Here is a 15,185-nt window from a genome sequence, read left to right as displayed (position 1 = left end):
GGCGGAAACCCGCCTTCGGCACGCTCCTCCCAACGCCGACATGCCGGGACGGTCACCCGTCCCGGCATGGAGCGGCTTCCACTTCGGAGGAGACGCCGATGCCGGACGGCTTCAGCGCGGGCGACACCGCATTCGTGCTCATCAGTGCGGCCCTGGTCATGGTGATGACCCCGGGCCTGGCCTTCTTCTACGGGGGCATGGTCAGGGTCCGCAGCACCCTCAACATGCTCGCCATGAGCTTCGTCTCGCTCGCGATCGTCAGCGTGCTCTGGGTGCTCTACGGGTACTCGCTGGCCTTCGGGCCGGACGCCGGCGCCGGGCTGATCGGGAACCTGGACTTCGTCGGCCTGCGCGGCATCGACCTGAACGCGCTCACCGGCAGCATCCCGGTCACCGCGTTCGCCGTGTTCCAGCTGATGTTCGCGATCATCACCCCGGCGCTGATCAGCGGCGCGATCGCGGACCGGGCGCGGTTCGCGTCCTGGTGCCTGTTCGTGGCGCTCTGGGCGACGATCGTGTACTTCCCGGTCGCGCACTGGGTGTTCTTCTTCGACGGCGGCCACGGCGGCTGGCTCGGCGACCGCAACGGCGTGATCGACTTCGCCGGCGGTACCGCCGTGCACATCAACGCCGGTGCGGCGGGCCTGGCCCTGGCGCTGGTGCTGGGCCCGCGGATCGGCTTCCGCAAGGACCCGATGCGCCCGCACAGCCTGCCGCTGGTGATGCTCGGCTCCGGCCTGCTGTGGTTCGGCTGGTTCGGCTTCAACGCGGGCTCGGCGCTGGCCGCGAACGGCATCGCGGGCATGGCGTTCCTGAACACCCAGGTCGCCACCGCCGCCGCGATGCTCGGCTGGCTGGCGTACGAGCGGCTGCGGCACGGCGCGTTCACCACCCTCGGCGCGGCGTCCGGCGCGGTCGCCGGGCTGGTCGCCATCACCCCCGCGTGCGGCTCGGTGTCGCCGCTCGGCGCGGTCGCCGTCGGCCTGCTCGCGGGCGCGGTGTGCGCCGCCGCGATCAGCCTCAAGTACCGCTTCGGCCTTGACGATTCGCTCGACGTGGTGGGCGTCCACCTGGTCGGCGGCGTGATCGGCTCGCTGCTGATCGGCCTGTTCGCCACCGGCCACGTCGGACAGAGCGCGGCCGGCCTGTTCTACGGCGGCGGTCTCGGACAGCTCGGCAAGCAGGCGCTCGGCGTGGCCGTCGTGCTGGTGTACTCGTTCGTGCTCTCCTGGCTGCTGGGCACCGCGATCCAGCGCACGATCGGCTTCCGGGTCACCGAGGACGTCGAACTGTCCGGCATCGACCAGGCCGAACACGCCGAGTCCGCCTACGACTTCACCGCCGCCGGAGCCGGCCAGGCCCGCACCGCTCCCACGTTCGCGATCACCGAGAAGACCGAGGTCGACGCCCGATGAAGCTCATCACCGCCGTCATCAAGCCGCACCGCCTGGACGAGGTCAAGGAGGCCCTGCAGGCGTTCGGGGTGCACGGCCTGACCGTCACCGAGGCCAGCGGGTACGGCCGGCAGCGCGGCCACACCGAGGTCTACCGGGGCGCCGAGTACACCATCGACCTGGTGCCCAAGGCCCGGGTGGAAATACTGGTCGAGGACGAGGACGCCGAGCAGGTGATCGACGTGGTGGTCCGGGCCGCCCGGACCGGGAAGATCGGCGACGGCAAGGTGTGGTCCGTCCCGGTGGAGACCGCCGTGCGGGTCCGCACCGGCGAACGCGGCCCCGACGCCCTCTGACCCCGACCCGGGAGCAGCCGTGACGAGCACCGACCGCGGCGGACCCGCCGAACGCGCCCGGCTGCTGGCCGACCCCGCCCGCACCGGACGCGAACGGCGCACCGCGCTGGCCCGGCTCACCGACGACTGGCTGACCGACCTGTACCGGGCGGCCGGCGCGCCCCCCGGCACCGCGCTGGTCGCCGTCGGCGGCTACGGCCGCGGCGAACTCTCCCCGCGCAGCGACCTCGACGTGCTGCTGCTGCACGACGGCCCGCTCCCGGCCGGGCTCGCCGAACGGATCTGGTACCCCGTCTGGGACAGCGGCATCGCCCTCGACCACGCCGTCCGCACCCCCGACGGGGCCCGCAAGGTCGCCGCCGCCGACCTCAAGGCCGGCCTCGGCCTGCTGGACGCCCGCCACCTGGCCGGCGACGCACGGCTCACCGCCGCGCTGCGCACCCGGGTGCTCGCCGACTGGCGCGCCGCCGCCCCCGTCCGGCTGCCCGACCTGCACGCCCTCGTCCGGGCCCGGGCCGAACGCCACGGCGAGGCGTCCTTCCTGCTGGAACCAGACCTGAAGGAGGCCCGCGGCGGCCTGCGCGACCTGGTCGCACTCGACGCCGTCGCGGCCAGCTGGCTCGCCGACGCCCCCCGCGACGGCCTGGACGCCGCCGCCCGCACCCTCGCCGACGTCCGCGACGCCCTGCACCTGACCTGCGGCCGGGCCACCGAACGACTCGCCCTGCAGGACCAGGACCAGGTCGCCGCCCGGCTCGGCCTGCCCGACGCCGACACCCTGCTGCGGCAGGTCTACCGGGCCGCCCGCACCGTCGCGTACGCCTCCGACGTCACCTGGCGGGCCGTCGAACGCGTCCTCGCCGCCCGCCGACCGGCCCGGCTCGGCCTCCCGTTCCGCGGCGCCCGCCGGTCCGCGCCGGTCGAACGCCGACCGCTCGCCGAGGGCGTGGTCGAGCAGGACGGCGAGGCGGTGCTCGCCCGGGCCGCCCGGCCGGCCGCCGACCCGGTGCTGCCGCTGCGCGCCGCCGCCGCGGCCGCCCAGGCCGGACTGCCCGTCGCGCACGCCACCGTCCGCCGGCTGGCCGCCGAGACCGGACCGCTGCCGGTGCCCTGGCCCGACGAGGCCCGCCACCTGCTGGTCACCCTGCTCGGCGCCGGCGAGGCCTGCCTGCCGGTGTGGGAGGCGCTGGACGCCGAAGGGCTGATCGTCCGGCTGCTGCCCGACTGGGAGTCGGTCCGCTGCCGCCCGCAGCGCAACGCCGTGCACCGCTGGACCGTCGACCGGCACCTGATCGAGACCGCGGTGCGCGCCGCCGCACTCACCCGCCGCACCTCCCGCCCCGACCTGCTGCTGGTCGCCGCGCTGCTGCACGACCTCGGCAAGGGCCGGCCCGGCGACCACTCCGAGACCGGCGAGGCGATGGTCCGCGAACTGGCCGTCCGGATGGGCTTCGACAAGCCGGACAGCGACACCCTGGCGCTGCTGGTGCGCCACCACCTGACGCTGGTGGACACCGCCACCCGCCGCGACCCCGACGACCCGGCCACCGCCGACCTGATCGCCGGGGCCGTCGGCGACCGCACCCACCTGGAGCTGCTGCACGCGCTCACCGAGGCCGACGCCACCGCCACCGGACCCGCCGCCTGGTCCGCCTGGCGGGCCACCCTGGTCGACCAGCTGGTCGCCCGCACCGCCGCCCGGCTGGCCGGCTCGCGCCCGCCGACCGCCGGCGCCCCCACCATCGAGCAGGAGCGCCTCGTCGTCGAGGCCGCCCGCACCGGCGCCCCCGTGCTGGCCCTGCGCGCGCAGGCCGAACCCGCCGACGGCGCCGAGGCCGTCGGCGTCGAACTGACCCTCGCCGTCCCCGACCGCCCCGGCCTGCTCGGCACCGTGGCGGGCCTGCTGGCCGTGCACCGGCTCGCCGTCCGCAAGGCCGTGCTGCGCGCACTCGACCCGGTCGGCGCCGGTCCCGTCCTGCTGATCGACTGGACGGTCGCCGCCCAGTACGGCGACGTCCCCGAGGCGGCGCGGCTCCGGTCCGACCTGCGGCGCGCCCTGGACGGCTCGCTGGACGTCGCCCGCCGACTCGCCGAACGCGACGCCGCCGCCCCGCTCCGACCCGGCATCCGCACCCCGCCGCCGCTGGTCACCGTCGCCCCCGACACCGCGTCCCGCTCGGCGACCGTGCTGGAGGTGCGCGCCCACGACGCCCCCGGCCTGCTGCACCGGATCGGCCGCGCCCTGGACACCGCGGGCGTACGGGTCCGCACCGCGCACGTCTCCACCCTCGGAGCGGAGGCCGTGGACGCGTTCTACCTGACCACCGAGGACGGCCGACCGCTGCCGCCGGCCCGTGCGCGGCAGGTGGCGAGGGCCGTTCAGGACGCCCTGGAGACCGGCCGGTAGCGCGTTCACGCAGGGGCGCAGACCGCCCACCGGGCGTACGGCTACCCTTGGGGGCGACGACAGTACCCGTACTCGATGCCGCAAGGGACCCGCGACCGACGTGTTCGACACTCTCTCCGACCGCCTCGCAGCGACGTTCAAGAACCTCCGGGGCAAGGGCCGTCTCAGCGAGGCGGACATCGACGCCACCGCGCGCGAGATCCGGATCGCCCTGCTGGAGGCGGACGTCGCGCTCCCCGTGGTCCGCGCCTTCATCAAGCAGGTCAAGGACCGCGCCCTCGGCTCCGAGGTCTCCGGCGCGCTGAACCCCGCCCAGCAGATCATCAAGATCGTCAACGAGGAGCTCATCGGCATCCTCGGTGGCGAGACCCGCCGCCTCCGGTACGCCAAGACCGGCCCGACGGTGATCATGCTCGCCGGTCTCCAGGGCGCTGGTAAGACCACCCTGGCCGGAAAGCTCGGCCACTGGCTCAAGGCCCAGAAGCACACCCCGCTGCTGGTCGCCTGCGACCTCCAGCGCCCCAACGCCGTCAACCAGCTGCAGGTCGTCGCCGACCGCGCGGGCGTCGCCTTCTACGGCCCGCAGCCCGGCAACGGCGTCGGCGACCCGGTGCAGGTCGCCCGCGACTCCATCGAGTACGCCAAGCAGAAGCAGTACGACGTCGTCGTCGTCGACACTGCCGGCCGCCTCGGCATCGACGCCGAACTGATGCAGCAGGCCGCGGACATCCGCGCCGCGGTCGACCCGGACGAGGTCCTGTTCGTGGTCGACGCCATGGTCGGCCAGGACGCGGTCACCACCGCGCAGGCCTTCCTCGAAGGCGTCGACTTCACCGGCGTGGTGCTCTCCAAGCTCGACGGCGACGCCCGCGGCGGCGCCGCGCTCTCCGTCGCGCACGTCACCGGCCGCCAGATCATGTTCGCCTCCAACGGCGAGAAGGTCGACGACTTCGACGCCTTCCACCCCGACCGGATGGCCTCGCGCATCCTCGGCATGGGCGACGTCCTCTCCCTGATCGAGAAGGCCGAGCAGACCTTCTCGCAGGCCGAGGCCGAGAAGATGGCCGCCAAGCTGCAGGGCGGCGGCAAGGAGTTCACGCTCGACGACTTCCTGTCGCAGCTGGAGCAGGTCCAGAAGATGGGCTCGATCTCCAAGCTCCTCGGCATGCTGCCCGGCATGGGCCAGATCCGGGACCAGATCAACAACATCGACGACAAGGACGTCAACCGGGTCGGCGCGATCATCAAGTCGATGACGCCGGCCGAGCGCACCGACCCGAAGCTCATCAACGGCTCGCGCCGCCTGCGCATCGCCAAGGGCGCCGGCGTCCAGGTCGGCGAGGTCTCCAGCCTGGTCGAGCGGTTCTTCGACGCCCGCAAGATGATGGCCGCGATGGCCTCCGGCAAGGGAATCCCGGGCATGCCCGGCATCCCCGGCATGGGCGGCGGCGGCAAGCGCTCCGGCAAGAAGGCCCCGGTCGCCAAGGGCAAGCGCAAGAGCGGCAACCCGCTCAAGCGCGCGCAGGAAGAGGCGGCAGCCGCCGAGCGCAAGGCCCTCGGACCGGGCCAGGCCGACGGCAACGCGTTCGGCCTCCCGCCGGGCAAGGGGCCGTCGGACTTCGAGCTCCCCAAGGAGTTCAAGGACCTGCTGTAGGAGTACAAGCGGGTGAGCGCGTGGGGGTGCCTCCCAGCCCTGGCGGGCCGGGAGGCACCCCCACGCGCGCACCCGCTTGCGGCCCACTGTTCTCAGGCCCTTGCGTCATGATGGCTCGCATGCGCGTAACGATCCGAGCCCCCCGCCCCGACGACGTCGTTCCCTACGCGGAGGCGGTTCGCCGTTCCGCCGAGCACATCGGGCGGTGGAACCCGGTGGAGCCGGACGGGCTGCCGGATCTGTTGAGCCGTCAGGGGATGGGCCTGCGGACGTTCATGGTCTTCGACCAGGAGACCGGCGGCCTGGTCGGCAAGTGCAACGTGGCGAACATCGTGATGGCCCGGTTCCGTTGCGGCGTGCTGGGCTACGACTCGTACGTGCCGTTCGAGGGGACGGGCCGGATGTCGGAGGGCATGCGGCTGGTGGCGGAGCGGTGCTTCACGCCGGCCGAGGAGGGCGGGCTCGGTCTTCACCGGCTGGAGATCAACGTGCAGCCGGACAACGAGCGTTCGGTGGCGATGGCGCGCCGGCTGGGCTTCCGTCACGAGGGCTTCTCGCCGCGGATGCTGTTCCTGCAGGACACCTGGCGCGACCACGAGCGGTTCGCGCTGACGGCGGAGGAGTGGCCGACCCCGGTCCCCGTACGCTGACGGGCGTCGAGGCGTCGAGGCGTCGAGGCGTCCCGGCGTCGAGCCGTCGCGGCGTTGCGCACCGACCGGCGGGCGGCATGTCCGTATTGTCCGACGGGTGAGCAACCCCGTGCCGCCGCGCCAGACCCCCGACCAGCCCTGGCGGTCCGAGGGGGCGCCGCCCCCTCCGCCGCCGAGGAGGAAGATGCCGGGCGGCTGGACGGGCCTGATCCTCACCGCCCTGGTGGTGTTCCTGCTGTCGGACCTGCTGCTGAGCTTCTTCGGCGGCGGCGGGTCCACCACCATCTCGTACACCGAGTTCAGCAAGCAGCTCAACAGTGACAACATCACCAAGATCTACTCCAAGGGCGACTCCATCGAGGGCACCCTGCGAAACAAGCAGCCCAAGCCGGACGGCGGCAAGGGCGACTACACCGAATTCACCACCCAGCGCCCGGCGTTCGCCACCGACAACCTGTGGAGCACGCTCCAGTCGCACAACGTCGAGGTGACTGCCCGCCCGGTGGTGCAGCAGCGCAGCTTCCTGGCGAACCTGCTGATCTCGCTCGCCCCGATGCTGCTGCTGATCGCGGTCTGGGTGTTCCTGGCCCGCCGGATGGCCGGCGGTCTGGGCGGCGGCGCGCTCGGCCGCAAGACCCCGCCCAAGCCGGTGGACACCACCCAGGGCCGGCGCACCACGTTCAAGGACGTGGCGGGCATCGACGAGGTGGAGGCCGAACTCAGCGAGGTCGTCGACTTCCTGAAGAACCCGCAGGCGTACCGCAGGCTCGGCGCGAAGATGCCCCGCGGCGTCCTGCTGTCCGGCCCGCCCGGCACCGGCAAGACGCTGCTCGCCCGCGCCGTCGCCGGGGAGGCGGACGTCCCGTTCTTCTCCGCCTCGGCGTCCGAGTTCATCGAGATGATCGTCGGCGTCGGCGCCAGCCGGGTCCGCGACCTGTTCACCGAGGCCCGCAAGGTCGCCCCCGCGATCATCTTCATCGACGAGATCGACACCATCGGCCGACAGCGCGGCGGCGGTGGCGGCATGGGCGGCCACGACGAACGCGAACAGACGCTCAACCAGATCCTCACCGAGATGGACGGCTTCTCCGGCTCCGAGGGCGTGATCGTGATCGCCGCGACCAACCGCGCCGAGATCCTCGACCCCGCCCTGCTGCGCCCCGGCCGCTTCGACCGGCGGATCACCGTCAGCCCGCCCGACCGGACCGGCCGCGAGCAGATCCTGCGGATCCACGCCCGCGAAGTCCCGCTGGCCAAGGGCACCGACCTGGACGTCGTCGCCCGCACCACCCCCGGCATGACCGGCGCCGACCTGGCCAACCTGGTCAACGAGGCCGCGCTGCTGGCGGTCAAGCACCAGCAGGACGCGGTGACCCAGGAGAACCTGTCCGAGGCCCTGGAGAAGGTCCAACTCGGCGCGGTGCGACCGCTGGTGATGCCGCAGCAGGAACGCGAACGCACCGCCTACCACGAGTCCGGACACGCCCTGCTCGGCATGCTCCAGCCCGGCGCCGACCCCGTCCGCAAGGTCACCATCGTGCCGCGCGGCCGCGCCCTCGGCGTCACCCTGTCCACCCCCGACACCGACCGCTACTCCTACACCGAGCCCTACCTGCGCGGCCGGATCATCGGCGCCCTCGGCGGCATGGCCGCCGAGCAGGTGGTCTACGGGGTGGTCACCACCGGCGCCGAGAGCGACCTCGAACAACTCACCACCATCGCCCGCTCGATGGCCGGCCGCTGGGGCATGAGCAGCCTGGTCGGCCGGGTCACCGCCATCCCCAACGACAGCCAGTCCCCGTACGGGCTGTCCGCCGCGCCCACCACCCTGGACGCCGTCGACGAGGAGGCCCGCCGGATCGTCGCCGAGTGCTGGGAAGAGGCGATCGTCCTGCTCAACCGCCACCGCCACCGGCTCGACGCCCTCGCCACCGCCTTGCTGGAGGCCGAGACGCTGGACGAGGAAGCCGCCTACGCCGCCGCCGGGCTCAGTCGCGAGTAGCCCCGACGCCCGCTGCCCAGCGGAACTCGTCCACCATCCGCACCGAGCCGTCCGGGCGCAGGAACGGGTGCAGCGCCTCCTCCAACTCCTTGGCCACCAACGCCGCCCCGGCCTGCTGCTCCGCCCGGTCGAACAGACCGGTGGCCAGCAGACCGCGGACCGCCGAGTCCAGGCCCGGGTAGGCGAACGGGCAGACCACCCGGCCGGTGGCGGACGGGCGCAGACCGGCGGAGAGCAGCAGCGGCTCCAGCGCGAGGCGCTGCGGACACTCCGGCGGCGCGTGCCGGTGCGCGACCTCCAGCACCGCCGTGCTCTCGCAGCGCTCCGCCGGGCCCCGGCCCGCGAGCACCAGCAGCCCGCCGGGGAGCGTGCGCTGCGCCGACCAGGCGACCAGCGCGGGCGTCGGCGTCCGCTCGAAAACCGTCACCAGGGAGTGCGCCGGCCGGGGGACGGGGTGCGCCGAACGGGCGAGACTCCCGCCGGGCGCCACCTGGAGCCCGCGGGCCGCCGCCAGCTCCCGCAGCTCCTCGTCCCACTCCACCCCCGCGACCTGCGCGCCGCGCCCCTCGGCGAGCAGCAGCGCCAGCCCCGACCGGCACCCCACCCCGAGCAGGCTGGTCGCCGGGCCGACCTCCAGCCGGCGGTAAACGTCCTGGTAGAGGGGGACGAGCATGCGCTCCTGGATCTCCGCCCAGTCCCGCGCCCGACCGCACCGCTCCGCCGGACCGTCCGCCCGTACCCGGTCCACGGTGCTGCCGGTCACCTGCGCTGAAGCCATCGCGGCCTCCCAATCGGTCCACGTCGGTCCTCGGAATCGGCTGCGTGTGCCGCAGCCCGGCACCCCCCGGCCCCTCTCAGCGAACAGCGGGTCGCCGCCGTCGTCCAGGGGGGTGCGAGCAGGTCTCCGCGCGCTGCGGGTGTGCGCCCCGGGGTGTGCAAGGGCGTGCTGCCGCCCCGTCCGCGGGCCGGGGCGGGGGAAAACGGATTCACGGTCGGGCCGCCGCTCCCCGTACCATTCGGCCCATGGCTAAGGCACCCGTTCTCACCCCCCAGGCGGAAGACTTCCCCCGCTGGTACCAGGACCTCATCAACAAGGCAGAGCTGGCCGACAACGGTCCGGTGCGGGGCACCATGGTCATCCGACCGTACGGCTACGGCCTGTGGGAGCGGATGCAGCAGGAGATGGACGCCCGGATCAAGCAGGCCGGCGCCCAGAACGCGTACTTCCCGATGTTCATCCCGCAGTCGTACCTGACCAAGGAAGCCGAGCACGTGGAGGGCTTCGCCCCCGAGCTCGCGGTGGTCACCCACGGCGGCGGCAAGGAGCTCGAGGAGCCGGTGGTCGTCCGGCCGACCTCCGAGACGATCATCAACGAGTACTTCTCCAAGTGGGTGCAGAGCCACCGCGACCTGCCGCTGCTGATCAACCAGTGGGCCAACGTGGTCCGTTGGGAGCTCCGCCCGCGCGTCTTCCTGCGCACCACCGAGTTCCTCTGGCAGGAGGGCCACACCGCCCACGCCACCTACGAGGACGCCCGCGCGTACGCCTCGCGGATCCACACGGACGTGTACGGCGACTTCATGACCAACGTGCTCGGCATCGACGTGGTGCTCGGTCGCAAGACCGCCAGGGAGCGCTTCGCCGGCGCGATCAACACCCTCACGCTCGAAGGCATGATGCGTGACGGCAAGGCGCTGCAGATGGGCACCAGCCACGAGCTGGGCCAGAACTTCGCCAAGGCCTTCAACACCACCTACCAGCTCCAGGGCGCCGAGCGCGAGTACGTCTGGCAGACCTCGTGGGGCGTCTCGACCCGCATGGTCGGCGGCCTGATCATGTCCCACGGCGACGACAACGGCCTGCGGGTTCCGCCGCGCCTGGCCGCCGTCCAGGTCGTGGTGCTGGCTATCAAGGGCGAGGACGCGGTGCTGGCGAAGGTCCGCGAGATCGGCGCCCAGCTGGAGGCCGCGGGCGTGCGCGTCGTCGTCGACGACCGCACCGACACCCCGTTCGGCCGCCGCGCCGTCGACTGGGAGCTCAAGGGCGTGCCGCTGCGGATCGAGGTCGGCCCGCGCGACCTGGAGGCCGGCACCGCGATGCTGGTCCGCCGGATCGCCGGCGGCAAGGCGCCCGTCCAGGTTGACTCGCTGGCCGCGATCGTCCCCGGCATCCTCGAGGAGGACCAGGCGCAGCTGCTGCGCGAGTCCCGCGAGCGCCGCGAGTCGCGCACCGTCGACGTCAAGACCATCGACGAGGCCGTCGAGGCCGCCGCCACCGGCTGGGGCCGGATCTCCTGGGCCGAGCTCGGTCCGGAGGGCGAGGCGAAGTTGGCCGAGCAGGGCGTGTCGGTGCGCTGCATCGTCGCCGCCGACGGCTCCGTGCCGGCCGCCGACGACCAGGAGGGCAACGTCGCCCTGGTCGCCCGCGCGTACTGATCCGATCTTCGAGCAGCGTCCCCGGGCTTCGGCCCGGGGGCCCTGTGCGGAGCGTGATCACCGCAGTGAGCTGCGAAGCTCCCGAACGGGCCGGGTGAAACGTTAACCCCCGTTCGCGTACCGGTAGTTGAAACTACTGCTCAGTCAACTCCCGGCGGTACCTGACAAGCGGTACGGTATACGGCCCGTGGCCCTGTCAATTTTCGGACAGTGTCGCGGGCCGTCCGCCGTGGGGATGTTGGGCTCCGCGACGGGTGCCGAGAGCCCCGGCGATCCCGCCGGGTCCAAACGTGCAGGGGGTTGGTCTTGCGTCAGTCCGGAACCGCGCAATTCGTGCGCGGAAGTGCATTCCTGAGAGTCCGCTGGGAATTCCCGAACCACCGGGTCCGGCGGAACATCGGCTCTCTCCCCATCGTTGGTACAGCGTGAGCACGACACAGCCCCTCGTCCTTGCGGCCGAACTGGCCGCCGCCTGGAGCGACATCCAGGCCCACCACCGGGACCTGCCCGACCTGGCGTCTCCCGAGGCGCTGATCGGCGAGTCCTCGTCGGCCTGCGGCACCCGACTCAACTTCGAGCGCCTGCTGCACGAGGCCGCGCACGGTCTGGCTGCCGCCCGGGAGATCCGCGACACGTCGCGGGCCGGGCGCTACCACAACCGCCGCTTCCTGCTGCTCGCCTCCGAGCTGGGCCTGGCCCACCCGGTCGAGCCGCACGCCAGCAGCGGGTTCTCCCAGGTGACGATGGGTCACGAGACCCGCGAGCGCTACGCCGAGACCATCGAGCGGCTCGACCGCGCGCTGGGCGCGCACCAGCTCGCCGTCGCCGGCGAGGGCAACCACCGCGCCTTCCGCGGACCGGCCGCCCGGCACGGTTCCTCGGGCGGCGGCGTGCGGGTCAAGGCGGTGTGCGGCTGCGGTCGCAACGTCCGCGTCGTCCCGTCGGTGCTGGCGCAGGCGTCGATCGTCTGCGGCGCCTGCCAGCAGCCGTTCAAGATCGCTTGATTCCGGGCCGCGGGCGGGGTGCCCGCGGACCTGGCCACAAGTCGGCCGGCCCCTTCGGGGGGCGGTCGACATCACTTTTTCCGGGCCCTTTCCGGAGCCTTCTTCCAGTGCCTTCTTCCGGAGCCTTCTTTCTGGAGCCTTTCCGGGCTCTTCCCGGCTTCCTTCCGGGCTCGCGTCGGGCTTGTTCCGGGCTTCCGGCGGGCTCCTGCAGGGCTCGCGCGGGGGTTCGTCCGGGGCGGGGGCGCGGTTCGGGGGTATCCGCGATGTGGCAGAATGGACAGCTGAGTACTCGGCAGCCAGGCAGGACCCTCTCTCCTAACGGCTGGCGTGTCCCTTGAACGGCACCTCGCGCCGCAGCCCCACGCGGCGGAGCGCTGCTCACCCACGTCAAAACCAGGAGAATCCACACCCGTGGCTGTCAAGATCAAGCTGAAGCGTCTGGGCAAGATCCGCTCCCCGCACTACCGCATCGTCGTCGCCGACTCGCGCACCAAGCGTGACGGCCGCGCGATCGAGGAGATCGGCATCTACCAGCCGACCTACAACCCCTCGAAGATCGAGGTCGACGGCGACCGCGCCCAGTACTGGCTGTCCGTCGGCGCCCAGCCGACCGAGCCGGTGCTCGCCATCCTCAAGCTGACCGGCGACTGGCAGAAGTTCAAGGGCCTGCCGGCTCCGGAGCCGCTGAAGGTCGCCGAGCCCAAGGTCGAGGACTTCTCGCACCTGTTCGCCAAGGCCGTCGCCGGCTTCGAGGACGCCACCACTGGTGTCGCCATCACCCCGAAGGCCAAGAAGTCGGACAAGGCTGACGAGGCCGAGGCCGCTTCCACCGAGGCCTGAGCATGATCGAGGAAGCCCTCGACCACCTGGTGAAGGGCATCGTCGAGCACCCCGACGAGGTGCAGGTCCGCTCGCGGAACCTGCGTCGCGGTCACACCATCGAGGTGCGGGTGCACCCCGACGACCTCGGCAAGGTGATCGGCCGGGGCGGCCGCACGGCTCGCGCACTGCGCACCGTGGTCGGCGCCCTCGGCGGTCGCAATGTCCGGGTCGACCTGGTCGACGTGGACAGCATTCGCTGACCTCCGCGATCGACCGGCAACGTCAATCGACAGGTCGACCACCGGGTTTCCGGACCGGCCGGGACGCATCCGTCCCGGCCGGTCCTTCCCGTTTTCCGGGTTCTTCCGAACCCTCACCATCACGCTCGCCTCACCCAGGCTCATCTCAGGAGAACGATCACCGTGCAGCTCGTCGTCGGCAAGATCGGCCGCGCCCACGGCATCCGAGGGGACGTCAGCGTCGAGGTCCGCACCGACGAGCCGGAACTGCGGCTCGGACCCGGCGCGGTCCTCCTCACCGACCCGGCCGGCATCGGACCGCTGACCGTCGAGTCCGGAAAGGTGCACAGCGGACGCCTGCTGCTGCGCTTCGCCGGAGTGAAGGACCGTACCGCCGCCGAGGCGCTGCGCGGCACCTTCCTGATCGCCGAGGTCGACCCGGAGGAGACTCCCGATGACCCCGACGAGTACTACGACCACCAGCTGATCGGCCTGGACGTCGTCCTCACCGACGGCACCCTGATCGGCGAACTCACCGAGGTGGTCCACCTTCCGTACCAGGACCTGCTCACCGTCGAGCGCCCCGACGGCACCGAGGTGCTGATCCCGTTCGTCGAGCAGATCGTTCCCACCATCGACCTGGACGAGCAGCGCGCCGTGATCACCCCGCCGCCCGGCCTGATCGACCCCGTCGACGCGGTGGTCGCCTCGTCGCGCGAGGAGGGCTCCGCCGGCGCCGCTGACGATTCCGAAGGGCCTGAGAGCTCTGTGGGGTCCGAGGGCTCCGACGGCTCCGACGGCTCCGAGGACTCCGAGGGCGCGGCCGGGGGTGCGGCGTGACCGACATGCGGATCGACGTCGTCACGATCTTCCCCGAGTACCTGGAGCCGCTGAACGTCTCGCTGGTCGGCAAGGCGCGGGCCCGGGGCCAGCTCGACGTGCACCTGCACGACCTGCGGCAGTGGACCACCGACATCCACCGCACCGTGGACGACACCCCGTACGGCGGTGGCCCCGGCATGGTGATGAAGCCCGAGCCGTGGGGCGCGGCGCTGGACTCCGTCCTCGCCGCCGGACCCGAGGGCGAGGTGCCGACCCTGGTGGTGCCCACCCCCAGCGGGCGGCCGTTCACCCAGGAACTCGCCCAGGACCTGGCGTCCCGCAGCTGGCTGGCCTTCGCGCCCGCCCGCTACGAGGGCATCGACCGGCGGGTCATCGAGGAGGCCGCGACCCGGATGCCCGTGGTCGAAGCTTCCATCGGCGACTACGTACTGGCCGGCGGCGAGGTCGCCGTGCTGGTGATGGTCGAGGCGATCGCCCGGCTGCTGCCCGGCGTCCTCGGCAACGCCGAGTCGCACCGGGACGACTCCTTCGCCCCTGGTGCCATGGCCGATCTGCTGGAGGGCCCGGTGTACACCAAGCCCGCCGAGTGGCGCGGCCGCGAGGTGCCGGAGATCCTGCTGAGCGGCCACCACGGGAAGATCGCCCAGTGGCGGCGCGAGCAGGCCTTCGCCCGCACCCTCGCCCACCGGCCCGACCTGGTCGCCCGCTGGCCGCGCGACGCGTTCACCAAGAAGGAACGCGAGGCGCTCAGCGTCCTCGGCCTGGCCTGGGACGACTCCGCCGGCCGATTTCGGTCTGCGGTAGAGCCTGTGGAAGAATAGGCGACTGTTGTCTGTCGCCCGGCTCCCCTCCGTGGGAGTCAGTGGACCGGTGCCCCCGCCACGGGGGGTTCACCGCCAGCCGAAGCGGCCCACAGCACCAACCATTTGAGACGAATTTCCGTGGGCGGCCCGTGGCGCCTGCGATGGAGAGCAACGATGAGCAACAAGCTCGCTGCTGTCGACGCGGCCTCGCTGCGTACCGACATCCCCGCCTTCCGCTCCGGCGACACCCTGAAGGTGCACGTCCGAGTCATCGAAGGCAACCGCTCGCGCGTCCAGGTCTTCCAGGGCGTTGTCATCCGTCGTCACGGCGCCGGCATCGGTGAGACCTTCACCGTTCGCAAGGTCAGCTTCAACGTCGGTGTCGAGCGCACCTTCCCGGTGCACACCCCGATCGTTGAGAAGATCGAGGTCGTGACCCGCGGTGCGGTCCGCCGCGCCAAGCTGTACTACCTGCGTGACCTCCGCGGCAAGGCCGCGAAGATCAAGGAGAAGCGCGACGCGTGATCGCGCAGGCTCGACGGGGAAGGCCCTCCGACCGGCTTAGATCGGGAGGA

At 72.4% G+C, this 15,185-nt stretch carries 14 protein-coding genes; 13 read left to right on the top strand and 1 reads right to left on the bottom strand.

Going from position 1 to position 15,185, the window contains the following annotated elements; genetic code table 11:
* Positions 1–98: 98 nt before the first annotated feature.
* From AMK19_RS20710 to ftsH, 6 genes are all read left to right on the top strand, one after another.
* Positions 99–1,415, top strand: coding sequence for an ammonium transporter (locus AMK19_RS20710; protein WP_073813921.1), 1,317 nt, complete (start codon positions 99–101; stop codon positions 1,413–1,415).
* On the top strand, positions 1,412–1,750 hold the full coding sequence (locus AMK19_RS20705; RefSeq protein ID WP_073813920.1) for a P-II family nitrogen regulator: 339 nt from the start codon (positions 1,412–1,414) through the stop codon (positions 1,748–1,750). The genes AMK19_RS20710 and AMK19_RS20705 overlap by 4 nt, the downstream gene beginning before the upstream one ends.
* 19 nt (positions 1,751–1,769) lie before the next feature.
* Positions 1,770–4,157: a [protein-PII] uridylyltransferase gene (locus AMK19_RS20700; protein ID WP_073813919.1), complete on the top strand. Its 2,388-nt coding sequence runs from the start codon at positions 1,770–1,772 to the stop codon at positions 4,155–4,157.
* A gap of 100 nt (positions 4,158–4,257) precedes the next feature.
* A complete protein-coding gene (gene ffh, locus AMK19_RS20695) occupies positions 4,258–5,811 on the top strand; it encodes a signal recognition particle protein (RefSeq protein ID WP_073813917.1) in 1,554 nt (517 codons plus the stop codon).
* A gap of 119 nt (positions 5,812–5,930) precedes the next feature.
* A complete protein-coding gene (locus AMK19_RS20690) occupies positions 5,931–6,461 on the top strand; it encodes a GNAT family N-acetyltransferase (protein ID WP_241844502.1) in 531 nt (176 codons plus the stop codon).
* A gap of 97 nt (positions 6,462–6,558) precedes the next feature.
* Complete coding sequence (ftsH, locus tag AMK19_RS20685) at positions 6,559–8,463, top strand: ATP-dependent zinc metalloprotease FtsH (RefSeq protein ID WP_073813913.1); 1,905 nt, start codon at positions 6,559–6,561, stop codon at positions 8,461–8,463.
* Here the strand turns inward: ftsH and AMK19_RS20680 are convergent.
* Positions 8,450–9,241, bottom strand: a complete 792-nt coding sequence (locus AMK19_RS20680; protein ID WP_073813911.1) for a class I SAM-dependent methyltransferase — start codon at positions 9,239–9,241, stop codon at positions 8,450–8,452. The genes ftsH and AMK19_RS20680 overlap by 14 nt on opposite strands.
* A gap of 245 nt (positions 9,242–9,486) precedes the next feature.
* Between AMK19_RS20680 and proS the strand changes: the two genes are divergently transcribed.
* The 7 genes from proS (at position 9,487) to rplS (ending at position 15,135) form a co-directional block, all read left to right on the top strand.
* Positions 9,487–10,899, top strand: a complete 1,413-nt coding sequence (gene proS, locus AMK19_RS20675) for a proline--tRNA ligase (protein WP_073813909.1) — start codon at positions 9,487–9,489, stop codon at positions 10,897–10,899.
* A 425-nt stretch (positions 10,900–11,324) separates the two neighbouring features.
* Complete coding sequence (locus AMK19_RS20670; RefSeq protein ID WP_043916169.1) at positions 11,325–11,903, top strand: hypothetical protein; 579 nt, start codon at positions 11,325–11,327, stop codon at positions 11,901–11,903.
* Positions 11,904–12,314: 411 nt separating this feature from the next.
* On the top strand, positions 12,315–12,743 hold the full coding sequence (gene rpsP, locus AMK19_RS20665; RefSeq protein ID WP_043916170.1) for a 30S ribosomal protein S16: 429 nt from the start codon (positions 12,315–12,317) through the stop codon (positions 12,741–12,743).
* Positions 12,744–12,745: 2 nt separating this feature from the next.
* Positions 12,746–12,985 carry an RNA-binding protein gene (locus AMK19_RS20660; RefSeq protein WP_043916171.1) on the top strand — a complete coding sequence of 80 codons (240 nt, stop codon included), beginning with the start codon at positions 12,746–12,748 and terminating at the stop codon, positions 12,983–12,985.
* Between the two features lie 162 nt (positions 12,986–13,147).
* Entirely contained in the window at positions 13,148–13,804 is a 657-nt protein-coding gene (rimM, locus tag AMK19_RS20655; RefSeq protein WP_073813907.1) for a ribosome maturation factor RimM, read from the top strand.
* Between the two features lie 5 nt (positions 13,805–13,809).
* The gene (gene trmD / locus AMK19_RS20650) at positions 13,810–14,628 is read left to right on the top strand and encodes a tRNA (guanosine(37)-N1)-methyltransferase TrmD (RefSeq protein WP_073814473.1); all 819 of its coding nucleotides are present in this window, start codon (positions 13,810–13,812) and stop codon (positions 14,626–14,628) included.
* A gap of 156 nt (positions 14,629–14,784) precedes the next feature.
* Positions 14,785–15,135 carry a 50S ribosomal protein L19 gene (gene rplS, locus AMK19_RS20645; protein WP_073813905.1) on the top strand — a complete coding sequence of 117 codons (351 nt, stop codon included), beginning with the start codon at positions 14,785–14,787 and terminating at the stop codon, positions 15,133–15,135.
* Positions 15,136–15,185: the final 50 nt, after the last annotated feature.

It is taken from the genome of Kitasatospora sp. CB01950 (assembly GCF_001905465.1).
Lineage (GTDB): Bacteria > Actinomycetota > Actinomycetes > Streptomycetales > Streptomycetaceae > Kitasatospora.
The sequence above is the reverse complement of the archived record's forward strand: the minus strand, read 5'-3'. Positions and strand labels throughout refer to the sequence as shown.

What these genes read in the sequence shown, in the direction of transcription:
- AMK19_RS20680 (WP_073813911.1), bottom strand. Translation starts at nt 9,241, where the DNA reads ATGGCTTCAGCGCAGGTGACCGGCAGCACCGTGGACCGGGTACGGGCG.
- trmD (WP_073814473.1), top strand. Translation starts at nt 13,810, where the DNA reads ATGCGGATCGACGTCGTCACGATCTTCCCCGAGTACCTGGAGCCGCTG.
- AMK19_RS20710 (WP_073813921.1), top strand. Translation starts at nt 99, where the DNA reads ATGCCGGACGGCTTCAGCGCGGGCGACACCGCATTCGTGCTCATCAGT.
- AMK19_RS20690 (WP_241844502.1), top strand. Translation starts at nt 5,931, where the DNA reads ATGCGCGTAACGATCCGAGCCCCCCGCCCCGACGACGTCGTTCCCTAC.
- AMK19_RS20705 (WP_073813920.1), top strand. Translation starts at nt 1,412, where the DNA reads ATGAAGCTCATCACCGCCGTCATCAAGCCGCACCGCCTGGACGAGGTC.
- proS (WP_073813909.1), top strand. Translation starts at nt 9,487, where the DNA reads ATGGCTAAGGCACCCGTTCTCACCCCCCAGGCGGAAGACTTCCCCCGC.
- rplS (WP_073813905.1), top strand. Translation starts at nt 14,785, where the DNA reads ATGAGCAACAAGCTCGCTGCTGTCGACGCGGCCTCGCTGCGTACCGAC.
- AMK19_RS20660 (WP_043916171.1), top strand. Translation starts at nt 12,746, where the DNA reads ATGATCGAGGAAGCCCTCGACCACCTGGTGAAGGGCATCGTCGAGCAC.